Source organism: Bacillus infantis (assembly GCF_008180445.1).
GTDB classification, from domain to species: domain Bacteria; phylum Bacillota; class Bacilli; order Bacillales; family Cytobacillaceae; genus Bacillus_AB; species Bacillus_AB infantis_B.
The window spans coordinates 338781-352728 of record NZ_VTER01000001.1 but is presented as its reverse complement, the minus strand read 5'-3'; the positions used below and the strand labels follow the sequence as shown (position 1 = coordinate 352728).

The following is a 13948-nucleotide window of genomic DNA, read 5'->3' as shown; positions in this document are numbered from 1 at the left end:
CTTAAGCCAAACAGATCAGAAGGTTAAGGAACAACCTTCCGCTCTGTTTGTCTTAAGCTTGAGGCCCGCAGGACGCGGGTCATGCAGACGTTGCCACAGGACGTGGCGTTTTTAGTCTGCGTTCCTTAAATGAGCAAGCGCCCTCCGCATTTCAATCAAGCATTTCCTTTGAAAAAAACCCCCCGGTAGAATATGATATCTTTAATCCTTCCTTGTATCTTTAATGTAACTTTTTTTGTTACAGTTTAAGAATCCGGAAGATATTTCAATGATTTTTAACCAATACTATACTGTGTGCAAAAAAAGGAGGAGCTGTCCATGATTATTATCCATGCCCATATTACGGTTGATCCGGCAAAGCGTGATGTTTTCCTGGAGAAAACGAAAGAGGTAGTCAAAGGATCACAGGCTGAGGAAGGAAATATCAGCTATGATTTATTTGAGAGTGCTGAGAATGAAAATGCATTTGTGATGCTTGAGAAATGGAAGGACAAAGAAGCGGTAAGGCTGCACGGCGAAACTGCCCACTTCCAGAACTATATGCAGGAAATGAAAGAAGTATTGGCAGCGCCGCTGAAGGCAGAACGCTTTGAAGCGGAAGAACTTTAAAACACACCAAGGGAGGACATCAGGTTTATGAAAGAACAATACAAGCAATTTTTTGAGTCATTTACTTTTAAAAGTGGGATTGAAGTTAAGAACAGACTGGTCATGGCACCAATGACAAATTTCTCTTCCAATGAAGATGATACTGTTTCTGATGCTGAGGCTGCATATTATGCCCGCCGGTCAAAAGGACCTGGCATGGTGATTACGGCTTGTACATATGTGACCGAGAATGGAAAAGGCTTCCCTGGGGAGTTTGCCGGCCATAAAGATGAGTATGTCCCAAGCTTGAAGCGGCTTGCGGGAGACATCCAGGCAGGCGGCGCAAAAGCGATCCTGCAGATTTTCCACGGAGGAAGGGAATGCCCTCCTGAGCTCGTTCCGAATGGAGAGATTGTAAGTGCCAGCGCAGTTGCAGGCTCAGGCGAAGGAAAAAAGGAGCCGCGCGCGCTCAGCGGCGAGGAAGTTGAAAGCATTATTAAAGATTTCGGCGAAGCCACAAGACGTGCTATCGAAGCAGGTTATGACGGGGTTGAAATCCATGGAGCGAATGGCTACCTGATTCAGCAATTCTTTTCTCCTCATTCAAACCGCAGGGATGATCAATGGGGAGGCAGCCTGGAAAAGAGGCTTACTTTCCCGCTCGCTGTTGTTGATGTAGTCAAGGAGACTGTTGCGGCACATGCCCAAAAGCCGTTTGCTGTAGGCTACAGATTTTCTCCTGAAGAACCGGAAACACCGGGTATCACGATGGCGGATACACTTGTCCTGATCGATGAGCTGGCAAAAAAAGATCTGGACTATCTCCACGTTTCACTCCAGGACTTCTGGTCAGCGCCGCGCCGCGGAGTCGAGGACACTAGGTCAAGAATCGAGATCATCCAGGAAAGAGTCGGCAGCCTTGTCCCTGTTATCGGCGTTGGTTCTCTTTATACGCCGGAAGAAGTAGAAAAAGCGTTTGGAACAGGCGTCCCTCTCATTGCGCTGGGCCGTGAGCTGATTATTGATCCTGAGTGGGTGCAAAAAGTCGAAGAGGGCAGGGAAGACGAAATCAAAACCAAAATTGATAAAGATGCCCAGCAGGAACTGACTGTTCCAGATCCGCTCTGGCAGGCCATCATTAATACCCCTGGCTGGTTCCCGGGCGTATAACACTTAAAAGGAGTTCGGATAAATGAATGTGAAAATCAACCGCAATGCGGCTAGAGTGCTGAAAAAGATGCTGGAAACAGCAGAAGAAGGCCAGTATATCCGCGTTTTTGTGACAGAGCATCACGGAAACCACGCCCATTATGACATCAAACTCGATACACCTGCAGAGCATGATGAAATTGTATCAACCGACAAGGATATCGACATTCTGCTCGATGCACGGGAAGATTTCCTCGATGGTGTGTGGATCCAATACTTCTTTGTTCCAAAAGAGGAATTTGTCATCTACAATCCCTTAAAAGAAAAGCATCATCATTAAAGAGAAGGCATGATTGCTGCAGCTGCAGCATCATGCTTTTTTTCGGTTGTCATTCCAATTTTTGGTGTAGTACTAACTTTAATGCTTTTCCTGAGCAGAGAAGTACAGATTCTTGTATAATGGAAGTGGTTTTTACGAAATCCGAAATATCTTGAATGGAAGCTGATGAAATGTCCTTTATAGCAATCTTAATTCCGATTTTTCTTATCTTTGGCCTTGGCTATGCCGGCCAGAAAATCTTCAGGCTGGAAACGAAATCCCTGTCCATCGTGGCCATTTACTTAATGACTCCCTTTCTTGCCTTCAGGACGTTCTACGAAACAGAGTTCAATCTTGATTATGCAGTCATGGCCATTTACACTATAGGGCTGGCCCTGGCAATTATTGCGATCGTGTATGCTGCAGCTTATTTTGCAGGATACAGCAGAAAGCGCACTTGCGCTATCATTCTATCCTCAGCATTCATGAATAACGGCAATTATGGAACTCCGCTTGTCCTGTTTGCGTTTGGCCAGGAAGGAATAAAATATGCGGTTGTGCTGATGGTCATCCAGCAGCTGCTGATGTGCACCCTTGGGGTATATTATGCAGCTAAGGGATCTATTGAAAATGCCAGCTTTAAAACGGCTCTTAAGGAGGTCGTAAGGGTGCCGATTGTTTACGGCGCCTTGCTGGGAGCGGCATTGCAGTTTATGAACATTCCTGTCAGCGGGACGCTGATGGAAGCAGTCCGGATGGTAGGAGATGCAGCCATACCGACGGTCATGATCATCCTTGGCATCACGCTCGCCAATATATCAGTAAAAAACCTGGAAATAGGCCCGCTCTCTGTCTCCCTTACCTTGAGAATGGTTATATCTCCTTTGATCGCGCTGGCTTTTACATTCTTCCTGCCTGCGGATACTCTTCTGAAGCAGATCATGATTGTGATGGCGGCCATGCCTTCTGCTGCTAATACGACTATGTATGCCGTTCAATATGGCACAGATCCTGAGCTTGTTTCAAGTGCGACGCTTGCCAGCACTTGCCTGAGCCTCATCACCCTGCCAATCATCCTGTACAGTGTAACTTTTATGCAGTAGAAGATTAGCAGAATCTGTTTACCTCTGTCGAAAATATGAGATAATAGATCTATCAGAGTATTCCTTTTTTTCAGCCTGTTATGGCAAAGGAGTTCTCAGGAGTTCATATTTTACTGACAGGGGAATGAGGGCTGGCATGAAAATCTGGTTTAACCGCTGGTTCACGACGGTGAGCCATTATATCACAATGATTAAGAACAATCCTGACAATAGAAGCTTTACCATATACGGGACCCATCCGGACAAGGATGCACTCTATTTGCAGATATGCGATATCAAAGGGACTGAGCCTGATATATCCGGTGAGGAATATATTTTGTTCTGCCTGGATTTCTGTGCCCGGAACGAGATAGATATTTTCATTCCCCGCAAGGAAAATGTTTTGATTTCACGGAATCTTGCCCGTTTTGAGGAAATAGGCGTCAAGGTGCTTGTCTGCCCGGACCCGATGCTGATGTCCTTCATGGACAATAAGGCGGCCATATACCGGTCAATTGAGGAAAAGACTGCAGCCGGCAAGCAGCTGGTAAGCATTCCTGACTACGAAGTCGTCAATACAGCGGCAGGCTTCAAGGAAGCTTATCATAAGCTTAAGGCTGCAGGCCATAAAGTCTGCTTCAAGCCTGTAATCGGTGAAGGGGCATATGGATTCAGAGTGGTAAAAGATCGTGAAGATTCAATAGCGGAGCTGTTCGGGCAAGGGGTTGGACACCGGATTTCCTTTGCGAATGCCTGCGGAATTTTATCGCAGCAGGAAAGTTTCCCGGACCTGATGGTGCTCGAATATCTGGATGGCCCTGAGTACAGCATCGACTGCCTGGCTGACGGCAACAAGCTGTACACCAGCATTCCAAGGAAAAAAGGGCATGGAAGGGTGAGGGAGCTGGAGGAAAACCTGCTTCTCAGCGGGATAGCCGAAAACCTCCATCGCGAATTCCCGGTTCCATATGTATTCAATGTCCAGGTCAAATATGGGCAAGGTGTGCCAAAGCTGCTGGAAATCAACCCGAGAATGAGCGGAGGGCTTCATATCAGCTGCCTGTCCGGCATCAATTTTCCTTATCTTGCTATCAAACTGCTGTTGAATGAAAAGATCAATCCTGCTCCCCCGAATTTTGGGATAAGGGCAAGCTATCTTGAAAAAGAGGTTATCCTAAGCTGAAAAAGGAGGTGAGATTCTCCTTTTTTATTTTTATTTAGGCTAGTTAAACATTGTTGTTGTTTTTGGACTCATTTTAGCCAGTAATTCAGCTGTGCTGAAATGCGTGTGAAACAGAGTTTCCCACGAATGAGTCCAAAATTAACAAGGTGCACTAATACGCCTTTATAAATAAGAAGAATTACTTTACATACCATACCAGGGTATACTAAAATACAGTTAAGGGGAGGGAATTTAATGGAAAAGGAATTAAATGAATTGCCGTTAGTCCCTGAGGGTGAAAGCTGCGATCATGTGAGCGGGCGGAAGAGCCATCACTTAGAAGTGACAAAGAAAAACCTTGTCACCAGGCTCAACCGGATTGAAGGCCAGATCCGGGGAATCAAAGGCCTGATTGAAAAGGATACGTATTGTGATGATGTTATTACCCAGATCTCAGCCACTCAGTCTGCTTTGAACAGCGTTGCCAAAATCCTGCTCGAGGGACACCTGAAGAGCTGTGTTGTCGAGAGGATCCAGGAGAACGATCTTGAGGTGGTTGATGAGCTGCTGGTAACTGTACAAAGACTAATGAAGAAATAAAGGAGAGATTCAGAATGGAAACAATCACATTAGAAGTAAAAGGCATGAGCTGCGGCCATTGCGTAAAAGCTGTAGAAGGAAGCGTAGGGAAGCTTGATGGCGTATCTGCTGTAAAGGTTGATCTCGAGAATGGCAAAGTCAATGTCGAATATGATTCATCCAAAGTAAATCTAGGCGAAATTAAAGAAACAATCGATGATCAGGGCTATGATGTTGTCTAACAGCAAATAGCCTGCGGGACCGTGCTGAGGCACGTTCTCTTTTTCATCAAAATATACCCCATATAGGTATAAGGAGATGTAAGCGATGAGCGAGCAAGCAAAAGAAACTCAGTTTGAAATAAGCGGGATGACCTGTTCAGCCTGTGCCGTAAGAATAGAAAAAGGACTCAAAAAGGTTGAAGGTGTGGAAAATGCTTCAGTCAATTTGGCTCTTGAAAAAGCGGCTGTTCAATTTGACCCTGAAAAAGTGAAGCAGGAAGATATTTTTCATAAGGTAGAAAATCTGGGCTACAAGGTTGTGACTGAAAAGGCAGAGCTCGCCATTACAGGCATGACCTGTGCAGCCTGCTCCGCACGCATTGAAAAAGGGCTAAAGAAAATGGACGGAATCAGTGATGCAAACGTCAATTTGGCGCTGGAAAGGGCAGATGTGGTCTATAATCCTTCTGCGGTATCGCCGGCTGACCTTATTAAAAGAGTTGAAAAACTTGGCTATGGTGCTGCCCTGAGAACCGAGGAGGTGGCAGGTGAAGAGCAGGACCACCGTGAAAGAGAAATAGAGAGACAGAAAGGAAAATTCACTTTTGCTCTTATTCTTTCTCTGCCATTATTATGGGCAATGGCCGGACATTTCAGCTTTACCAGCTTCTTGTATGTGCCGGAGATGTTCATGAATCCCTGGGTGCAGCTGGCCCTTGCTGCTCCAGTCCAGTTTATCATCGGCCGCCAGTTTTATACAGGCGCCTACAAAGCTCTTAGAAACGGCAGTGCCAATATGGATGTACTGGTTGCCCTCGGCACCTCTGCTGCCTTTTTCTACAGCTTATATTTATCAATAAAATCGATAGGTTCAGGGGGCCACTCAGTAAATCTTTATTTTGAGACCAGTGCAGTCCTGATAACGCTGATTATTCTGGGGAAGCTGTTTGAAGCCAAAGCAAAAGGACGGTCTTCTGAGGCCATTAAAAAGCTGATGAATCTGCAGGCTAAAACGGCGCGCGTCATCAGGAATGGCGAGGAAACCGAAATTCCCCTGGAAAGCGTCATGCCCGGTGATATCCTTGCCGTGAAGCCAGGAGAGAAAATTCCTGCTGACGGAATGATCCTTGAGGGAAGAACCGCCGTGGATGAAAGCATGATAACAGGAGAAAGCGTACCTGCAGATAAGGAGCCCGGCGATTCAGTCATTGGGGCAACCATCAACAAAAATGGTTTCATAAAAGTCCAGGCAGCAAAAGTGGGGAAAGATACAGCCCTGGCACAGATCATCAAGGTTGTTGAGGATGCACAAGGATCGAAGGCGCCAATCCAGCGCCTTGCTGACAAGATTTCCGGGATATTTGTACCGGTTGTTGTGGGGATCGCTGCCGTTATATTCCTCATCTGGTACCTATGGGCAGATCCAGGCAATTTTGCAGAAGCTCTTGAAAAAATGATCGCTGTCCTTGTGATAGCATGTCCCTGTGCACTTGGCCTGGCAACTCCGACGTCCATCATGGCCGGCTCCGGGCGGGCTGCAGAATACGGAATCCTTTTTAAGGGCGGGGAGCATCTTGAGCGGACACACCGCATCACAACAGTTGTCCTTGATAAGACTGGCACAATCACCAACGGGAAGCCGGTCTTGACAGATGTGCTGACGGAATTGGGTGAGACGGAGTTCCTGGCTATGGCAGGTGCGGCAGAAAAACAGTCTGAGCATCCTCTTGCCGAGGCAATAACGGCCGGGATCAAAGCCCGCAATATAGATATGAAAGAAGCGGAAGAATTTGAGGCAATCCCCGGATATGGCATTAAAGCTGTCGTGGATGGAAGGAAGCTCCTGATAGGAACCAGAAGGCTGCTCGGCGGAAATTCTGTTGAATTCAGCTCCGCTGACGTGGAGCTTGAAAAGCTTGAAAGCCAGGGCAAAACTGCCATGCTGGCAGCCATTGACGGGCAGTTTGCCGGCATCATTGCTGTTGCAGACACGATTAAAGATACATCTGCCGAGGCAATTGCACGCCTTAAGGAAATGGGGCTTGAAGTGATCATGATGACAGGTGACAACAAGGCTACAGCCGAGGCAATCGGCAGGGAGGCAGGTGTGGATGCGGTTATATCTGAAGTCCTCCCGGAAGGAAAGGCAGAAGAAGTGAAAAAGCTGCAGAAGCAAGGAAAAATTGTGGCCATGGTGGGAGACGGAATCAATGATGCGCCGGCACTGGCTGTTGCCGACATCGGAATGGCAATCGGAACAGGCACTGATGTGGCGATGGAAGCAGCAGATATCACCCTGATCCGCGGTGACTTAAGAAGCATTTCCGATGCCATTTATATGAGCAGGAAAACAATCTCGAATATCCGGCAGAACCTCTTCTGGGCTTTTGGATATAATACGCTCGGGATACCCTTTGCAGCACTCGGTCTGCTTGCACCGTGGCTGGCAGGCGCAGCAATGGCTTTCAGTTCGGTCTCGGTTGTCCTCAATGCGCTGAGGCTGCAGCGGGTAAAATTATAAGGAGGGCTTCTGATGAAAAAATGGGCTATATCAGCCGCAGTATATCTGCTTTTAGTGGTTGGCGGCTATTATATATATGATACATTTATCGCTGAACCCCCTGCGGAACCAGAGCACGGGCATCAAAGCGATTAGGATGGAATGGAAAATGCTATTTGTTTTTAAAACAGAGAAACAGAACAAGAGGAAAAAGCTCCATGCATCTGGGGCTTTTTCCTTTTTTCTTAAAGAGAAAATCTTCTGAAGCCTTCCAGCAACAATACATTTAATTTTTGGAATATAATAATAATAGACTTTGCAAAGGGGGAAGAACATTGGCGGAAAATCCTGAATTGAAAAATAGCGCGGCAGAAGCATTGGAAAAAATAGCGGGCATTTCAGCTGTACAAAAGGGCCTATCCTTTTTAAAAAATGATAATGACCGGACATCGGCTGATCAAAAGGAGCTGACGAGCATCCCTGCACCGACCTTCGAAGAGGGGGAGCGGGGGGAGTATTATAGACGAAGGCTGGAAGAACTGGGTATTGAAGATATTTCGAAAGATGATGCAGGCAATATATTCGGGCTCAGAAAGGGAACGGGGAATGGACCGAGGATTGCGGTTTGTGCCCATCTTGATACTGTTTTTCCAGCAGGCACTGACACAGTCCCAAAAGAAAAAGACGGAAAAATTTATGCTCCCGGCATCGCTGATGACGGAAGGGGGCTGGCTGCCGTACTGACTCTAATCCGTGCGTTTAACGAAACGGGAATCGAAACAGAAGGGGATATTCTGTTTGGAGCGACGGTCGGAGAAGAAGGACTTGGGGATTTAAATGGAGTCAAGGCGCTGTTTGGACAAGATCATGGGATAGACGGCTTCATTTCCATTGAACCGGGCAGCCCTGAGCGCATTACTTATCTGGCTGCAGGCAGTAAAAGATATGAGATTATCTATAAGGGCTCAGGCGGCCACAGCTTTGGGGATTTCGGTACGCCGAGCGCCATTCATGCTGCAGGAAAAGCCATTGCCGGCATAGCAGATCTTAAGGTGCCGGAAGATCCGAAAACAACTTTTAATGTAGGGATAGTCTCCGGGGGGACCTCGGTCAATACGATTGCAGCGGAAGCCAGATTGATCATTGATCTTCGTTCTGTTTCTGCAGATGAGCTGGCAAAGGTTGAAAATGAAGCGCTCTCGATCATCAAAGGAGCTGCCGGTGCTGGTTCCGGAATTACAGTTGAAATCAAGCAGGTAGGGGACCGTCCGGCTGGCAGCCAGGATATAGAATCTGCCATCGTCCAAACCGCTGCGGAAGCTTCAAGGCAGCTTGGCTTCACAGCTTCGTTTGAGAAAGCCAGCAGCACCGACTCCAATGTGCCGATTGCTCTTGGAATTCCGGCTGTAACACTTGGCGGCGGCGGAAGCTTTGGGGGCATACATACACTTGAAGAGTACTTTGATCCGAAGGAAGCCTATTATGGGCCGCAGGCCATTTTCCTATGTATTCTGGGATTGGCGGGAGTCAAAGGTATTTCCAGTCCGCTCCTGGGCAGCAGGCGCAAAAATAATGCAGAAGGGAGCCTGTAATGGAACAATTGACAATTGAAAATTTCATGAATATCAGAAACGTGAAGAATCCTGTCTACGGACAGCAGGGGAAAATGCTGAATTTCATCTCAGATGCTTCCGGGCTTCCGCAAATATGGGAAATAAACTCTGAAGGCGGAAATCCTAATCAGGTACTTGAAACCGCTGAAAGGATTATGTTTGTTTCCTTTATACAAGGAACCGGTAAAAGGATTTTTGGCATGGATGAGGGTGTGAATGAAAAGCAGCAGCTTTTCCTTTTAACCGAAACAGGGGAAGTCATCCGGCTGACCGACTCGCCTGAACATATCCACAAGTATGGCGGGGTATCCCCGGATGGAAAGTGGATTTCCTGGGCCAGCAACCGCCGCCATAACACCTATTTCGATATTTATATTCAGAATCTTGAGAGTTTTGAAGTTAAAATGGTATTCCAGGGAGATGGGAATTTTTCTCCCCTTCTATGGCATCCAGAAGGAAGCTCCCTGCTGATAGAGCAGGTGAACACAAATCTTGATAATGACCTTGGACTGCTGGATCTTTCAGAAGGAATGGTGCAGTGGCTCACAAAGCATGAAGGGGAAGCGGCTTTTGCCAGTCCTGCGTTCAGCTCAGATGGAAAAATGATTTATATGCTTTCCAACAGGGACCGGGAGTTCATGAATCTTGCCAGACTTGATCTTGAAACCCTGGAAACACAATGGCTGGTTGAGAAGGAGTGGGACTTGGAAGAGCTGAAGCTCAGCACTGATAGAAAGAAGATGGCTTTTTCCATCAATGAAGGAGGGGTTTCAAAAGGCGCATTGTTTGATTCCGAATCGAATGAAGTGAGAGAGTGGGAATCCCCTGCAGGAGTCATTACTGATTTTGCCTTTTCTCCTGATAACAGCAGGCTTGCTTTTGTCCTGAATGGGCCGCAGCATCCTTCAGACATTTGGGAGCTTGATCTCAAATCACATAAAGCTAAAAGGGCCACGTTCATTTCGCATGATCCTGTGGTAGAAGAAAAGCTGTGTGCTCCTGAACTGATTTCTTTTGCTTCCTTTGACGGACTTGAGATTCCAGCATTCTACTATAAGCCTAAAAAGGCTGACGGAAAGCTTCCGGTGGTTGTGTTTGTCCACGGAGGGCCGGAAAGCCAGATAAGGGCTGTTTTTAATCCATTCCTGCAGTATTTCCTTGATAAGGGGTTTGCTGTATGTACGCCGAATGTCAGGGGCAGCACAGGCTATGGTAAAAGCTTTACCCATCTGGATGATGTCAGAAAGCGGATGGACTCTGTACGTGATTTAGTCCATCTTGTCGACTGGCTGAAAACAGAGGGAGGAGCTGACGAAGATCAGATCAGCATTATGGGAAGAAGCTACGGGGGCTTCATGGTCCTGGCTGCCATCACCCACTACCCTGGCATCTGGTCTTCTGCCATTGATATTGTTGGAATTTCAAGCTTCCGGACTTTCCTGCAGAACACCAGCCCATGGAGGCGGAAGATGAGGGAAGCTGAATATGGGAGCATAGAGAATGATGGGGCATTCTTCGATGAAATTGATCCGCTGCATAAAACAGACAGGATTCAATGTCCGCTCCTGGTTCTTCACGGTGCCAACGATCCGAGAGTGCCGATCGAGGAAACAGAGCAGATTGTGGAGGATCTGAAAAATCGTCAGCATCCTGTAGAGTATATCCGTTTTGAAGATGAAGGCCATTTCTTTGTAAAAAGGGAGAATAATATTAAAGCTTATACAGCTTCATGGGACTTCCTCAAGGAATATTCCGGAAGGATTAAACATTAGGAGCTGCTGTTCCTGAAAGATTTTATAGAAGCTTTCAGGCTGCTGTATGAACCTATCGCTGCATATCCATAAAACCATCCCATAAAGAGGCCGGCCACGAAATCATGCTTATGGCTGATCAGGACAGAAACTGCCAGTCCGCAAAGCAAGGCAACTGACGGGACTATTTTTCCAGGGATATTGAAATACAGCTTCAGCAGCTGTGTTACAATAAGAACCGCAGGCACGGCAAAAACGGCATCCCAAAAGTTGGTATGTATAACAGGGAACATTGGGCCTATCACCTTTCTTCCAGATCAGGACTGGGCTGCTTCACTCTATTTTTGCCGGCATCCGCAGAATTATTCGGGGGGAAGGTTTATGTATACAGCAGCAGCTTTCATTCTCTGCTATTTAGCCGGCTGCATCAACGGGGCTTATCTGCTGGCCAGAAAGTGGCAGGGAAAAGATATCAGGCAGATGGGCAGCGGGAACGCAGGTGCAAGGAATGCTGGACGTGAACTGGGAAAAAGGGGTTTCTTTTATACGGTTTTGATTGATGCAGGGAAGACAGTGGCTGCTTTAGCTGCGGCTGATGCTTTTTTGGGGCATTCCGCACTGCTGGTCTGTGCTTTCGCTGTGCTGTGCGGGCATATATGGCCGGCCCCCCTTGGATTCAGGGGAGGCAAGGGGGTTGTCGTATATCTGGCATCGGCTCTTTATTTAGCCCCCGCAAGCCTGCTGGCTGCCTTTATTGTGCTGCTTGCCGGATGGGGCGTCACGCGCCGCTTTACGGTTCCAGGGCTTATCGCAATGGCGGCAATGCCTGTTTCCATCTATTTATTAGGAAGAGACGTTCCAGCAGCAGGTGCTTTTGTGATTATGCTCCTGATTGTGATAGCAGCCCATAACGACTATTTTTCGAAAAAAGCAGCCTAGCATGAAATAATTTCCAGCCGGAAGGCTCCTCCGTTTCCAGACAAAACAGTTGAGCTGGAAGCGCAAATGAGGTAATATATAAATACAAGCTGCTTTGCCCGTAACCATAATAAAGTTTTAACCTTTAAGCTGTAATAGGGAGTTTTATATCGAAGCTGGAATGACAAGCCTCTGTCACTTGTGACAAGGAGGACATGCAGGAAGGTTTCTGCAAACACCCACTTTGAGGAGTGGTGGTTTAAAACTTTCTTATATTTATTACGGCAAAAGTGGCTTACATAAGCAATCAGAAACCAGTTCCTTAGGGGGACTGGTTTTTTTGGTTATTAAGGATTTTCTAAAGAAAATTTTCTGACTTTTTTAAAAAAGGATGCCAAATTTCAAGAGAAAAAAGGTATTCAAGGGTTGAACAGCCAATACTTTGTATAACCACTAAACAATATAAATAAGTTAGTTCTATTTGAGGGTACATACAGATTTTGAAATAAATATTTTATAGATAGAAAGGTGAGAATAATGACTTTGAATGGACATAAAGCAAAAATGCTGATAGACAAGTCGTTTACAATATCCGATATTGACCCCAGGATCTATGGATCTTTCATAGAGCAGCTGGGCCGTGCCGTATATGGGGGAATATACGAACTTTCGCATGCCAGTGCTGATGAGGATGGATTCCGACAAGATGTCATTGAACTGGTAAAAGAGCTGAGGGTGCCGATCATCCGCTATCCCGGGGGGAATATGGTGTCAGCTTACAACTGGGAAGATGGAGTCGGACCAAAAGAATTGAGGCCAAAACGCCTGGATTTAGCCTGGAACTCACTGGAGAAAAACGAAGTTGGGACTAACGAATTTGCAGCCTGGGCGAAGAAAGTCAATGCAGAAGTCATGATGGCTGTTAATTTAGGTACCAGGGGCATTGATGCTGCACGAAATTTAGTGGAATACTGCAATCATCCCGGCGGTACATATTGGAGTGATTTGAGAAAAGAACATGGCTATACTGAACCTCACCATATAAAGGTCTGGTGTTTAGGAAATGAAATGGATGGACCCTGGCAGATTGGCATGAAAACGGCATATGAATATGGAAGGCTTGCTGCTGAAACTGCCAAGGCGATGAAATTGGTCGATCCTTCGATTGAACTGGTCAGCTGCGGAAGCTCCGGCTCAGGCATGCCAACATTTCCTGAATGGGAAGCAGAAACACTCGAACATACATATGAAGCTGCTGATTATATATCTCTTCATCAATATTATGGGAATCGAGATAATGACACGGCAAACTACTTGGCCAGTACATTGGATATGGACAATTTCATCAAAACTGTCACTGCTGCATGTGATTATATGAAGGCAAAGAAACGCAGTAAAAAAACAATGAACTTAAGTTTTGACGAATGGAATGTTTGGTTTCATTCCAATGATCAGGACAAGACCATTGAGCCTTGGTCTGTGTCGCCTCCATTATTGGAGGATATTTATACATTCGAGGATGCTTTGCTTGTAGGCAGCATGCTGAATACACTGCTAAAGCATTCGGATCGTGTGAAAATCGCTTGTATGGCCCAGCTGGTAAATGTCATTGCACCTATTATGACAGAAACAGGAGGCGGTATTTGGAAGCAAGCCATTTTCTATCCATACTACTATACTTCTGTTTATGGACGCGGTACAGCACTTCATTCAATTGTTGATTCACCCAAATATGACAGTAAAGACTTTACTGATGTGCCGTATTTAGACCAGTCAGTGGTCTATAATGAAGAAAATGAAGAACTCGTCATCTTTGCAGTAAATCGCAGCCTGGACACTCAATTGCTGGTCGATGTGGATATCCGGTCGTTTGAGGGGTATCAATTAGTCGAACAGATAATACTCAAACATGAAAATCCAAAAGCGGTAAATTCAATCAATGATGAGCAAGTCAAACCACAGAAGGGCAATGACTCATATATAGAAAAAGGAACTCTTACTGCTGTATTGCCAAAAATGTCCTGGAATATGATCAGGCTTAAGAAGCTGGAAGATTGATATCAGAA

14 protein-coding genes and 1 other RNA gene are annotated in these 13948 nt (G+C 46.2%); 14 read left to right on the top strand and 1 reads right to left on the bottom strand.

The features are described 5' to 3' along the window. Positions 1-318 precede the first annotated feature (318 nt). From FZD51_RS01960 to FZD51_RS01915, 11 genes are all read left to right on the top strand, one after another. Positions 319-609, top strand: coding sequence for a putative quinol monooxygenase (locus FZD51_RS01960; RefSeq protein ID WP_148973202.1), 291 nt, complete (start codon positions 319-321; stop codon positions 607-609). A 27-nt stretch (positions 610-636) separates the two neighbouring features. After that, positions 637-1758 (top strand): NADH-dependent flavin oxidoreductase, encoded by a 1122-nt coding sequence (locus FZD51_RS01955; RefSeq protein ID WP_148973201.1) that lies wholly within the window; start codon positions 637-639, stop codon positions 1756-1758. Positions 1759-1780: 22 nt separating this feature from the next. Continuing rightward, positions 1781-2077 carry an iron-sulfur cluster assembly accessory protein gene (locus tag FZD51_RS01950; protein WP_148973200.1) on the top strand — a complete coding sequence of 99 codons (297 nt, stop codon included), beginning with the start codon at positions 1781-1783 and terminating at the stop codon, positions 2075-2077. Positions 2078-2247: 170 nt separating this feature from the next. Next, a complete protein-coding gene (locus FZD51_RS01945; protein ID WP_148973199.1) occupies positions 2248-3159 on the top strand; it encodes an AEC family transporter in 912 nt (303 codons plus the stop codon). A gap of 136 nt (positions 3160-3295) precedes the next feature. Then, positions 3296-4321: an ATP-grasp domain-containing protein gene (locus FZD51_RS01940; protein WP_262380633.1), complete on the top strand. Its 1026-nt coding sequence runs from the start codon at positions 3296-3298 to the stop codon at positions 4319-4321. Positions 4322-4555: 234 nt separating this feature from the next. Continuing rightward, positions 4556-4900, top strand: coding sequence for a metal-sensitive transcriptional regulator (locus FZD51_RS01935; RefSeq protein ID WP_262380632.1), 345 nt, complete (start codon positions 4556-4558; stop codon positions 4898-4900). Between the two features lie 14 nt (positions 4901-4914). Next, positions 4915-5121, top strand: coding sequence for a copper chaperone CopZ (copZ, locus tag FZD51_RS01930; RefSeq protein WP_148973197.1), 207 nt, complete (start codon positions 4915-4917; stop codon positions 5119-5121). Between the two features lie 85 nt (positions 5122-5206). Beyond that, on the top strand, positions 5207-7621 hold the full coding sequence (locus FZD51_RS01925; protein WP_148973196.1) for a heavy metal translocating P-type ATPase: 2415 nt from the start codon (positions 5207-5209) through the stop codon (positions 7619-7621). Between the two features lie 12 nt (positions 7622-7633). Beyond that, positions 7634-7756 (top strand): hypothetical protein, encoded by a 123-nt coding sequence (locus FZD51_RS26455; protein ID WP_262380631.1) that lies wholly within the window; start codon positions 7634-7636, stop codon positions 7754-7756. Positions 7757-7935: 179 nt separating this feature from the next. Then, positions 7936-9192 carry a M20/M25/M40 family metallo-hydrolase gene (locus tag FZD51_RS01920; protein ID WP_148973195.1) on the top strand — a complete coding sequence of 419 codons (1257 nt, stop codon included), beginning with the start codon at positions 7936-7938 and terminating at the stop codon, positions 9190-9192. Further along, positions 9192-10985 carry a S9 family peptidase gene (locus FZD51_RS01915; RefSeq protein WP_148973194.1) on the top strand — a complete coding sequence of 598 codons (1794 nt, stop codon included), beginning with the start codon at positions 9192-9194 and terminating at the stop codon, positions 10983-10985. Before FZD51_RS01920 ends, FZD51_RS01915 begins: the two co-directional genes overlap by 1 nt. Here the strand turns inward: FZD51_RS01915 and FZD51_RS01910 are convergent. Further along, positions 10982-11257 carry a hypothetical protein gene (locus tag FZD51_RS01910; protein ID WP_148973193.1) on the bottom strand — a complete coding sequence of 92 codons (276 nt, stop codon included), beginning with the start codon at positions 11255-11257 and terminating at the stop codon, positions 10982-10984. The two genes, FZD51_RS01915 and FZD51_RS01910, sit on opposite strands and share 4 nt — an antisense overlap. A gap of 88 nt (positions 11258-11345) precedes the next feature. Between FZD51_RS01910 and FZD51_RS01905 the strand changes: the two genes are divergently transcribed. The 3 genes from FZD51_RS01905 to arfA all read left to right on the top strand — a co-directional run bounded on the left by FZD51_RS01905 (position 11346) and on the right by arfA (position 13940). Next, a complete protein-coding gene (locus FZD51_RS01905) occupies positions 11346-11903 on the top strand; it encodes a glycerol-3-phosphate acyltransferase (protein WP_148973192.1) in 558 nt (185 codons plus the stop codon). Positions 11904-11986: 83 nt separating this feature from the next. Continuing rightward, positions 11987-12183: non-coding RNA, 6S RNA (gene ssrS / locus FZD51_RS01900), on the top strand. A gap of 236 nt (positions 12184-12419) precedes the next feature. Next, positions 12420-13940 carry an arabinosylfuranosidase ArfA gene (arfA, locus tag FZD51_RS01895; protein ID WP_148973191.1) on the top strand — a complete coding sequence of 507 codons (1521 nt, stop codon included), beginning with the start codon at positions 12420-12422 and terminating at the stop codon, positions 13938-13940. Positions 13941-13948: the final 8 nt, after the last annotated feature.

What these genes read in the sequence shown, in the direction of transcription:
- FZD51_RS01925 (WP_148973196.1), top strand. Translation starts at nt 5,207, where the DNA reads ATGAGCGAGCAAGCAAAAGAAACTCAGTTTGAAATAAGCGGGATGACC.
- FZD51_RS01935 (WP_262380632.1), top strand. Translation starts at nt 4,556, where the DNA reads ATGGAAAAGGAATTAAATGAATTGCCGTTAGTCCCTGAGGGTGAAAGC.
- FZD51_RS01940 (WP_262380633.1), top strand. Translation starts at nt 3,296, where the DNA reads ATGAAAATCTGGTTTAACCGCTGGTTCACGACGGTGAGCCATTATATC.
- FZD51_RS01905 (WP_148973192.1), top strand. Translation starts at nt 11,346, where the DNA reads ATGTATACAGCAGCAGCTTTCATTCTCTGCTATTTAGCCGGCTGCATC.
- copZ (WP_148973197.1), top strand. Translation starts at nt 4,915, where the DNA reads ATGGAAACAATCACATTAGAAGTAAAAGGCATGAGCTGCGGCCATTGC.
- FZD51_RS26455 (WP_262380631.1), top strand. Translation starts at nt 7,634, where the DNA reads ATGAAAAAATGGGCTATATCAGCCGCAGTATATCTGCTTTTAGTGGTT.
- FZD51_RS01910 (WP_148973193.1), bottom strand. Translation starts at nt 11,257, where the DNA reads ATGTTCCCTGTTATACATACCAACTTTTGGGATGCCGTTTTTGCCGTG.
- FZD51_RS01945 (WP_148973199.1), top strand. Translation starts at nt 2,248, where the DNA reads ATGTCCTTTATAGCAATCTTAATTCCGATTTTTCTTATCTTTGGCCTT.
- FZD51_RS01950 (WP_148973200.1), top strand. Translation starts at nt 1,781, where the DNA reads ATGAATGTGAAAATCAACCGCAATGCGGCTAGAGTGCTGAAAAAGATG.
- FZD51_RS01960 (WP_148973202.1), top strand. Translation starts at nt 319, where the DNA reads ATGATTATTATCCATGCCCATATTACGGTTGATCCGGCAAAGCGTGAT.
- arfA (WP_148973191.1), top strand. Translation starts at nt 12,420, where the DNA reads ATGACTTTGAATGGACATAAAGCAAAAATGCTGATAGACAAGTCGTTT.
- FZD51_RS01955 (WP_148973201.1), top strand. Translation starts at nt 637, where the DNA reads ATGAAAGAACAATACAAGCAATTTTTTGAGTCATTTACTTTTAAAAGT.
- FZD51_RS01915 (WP_148973194.1), top strand. Translation starts at nt 9,192, where the DNA reads ATGGAACAATTGACAATTGAAAATTTCATGAATATCAGAAACGTGAAG.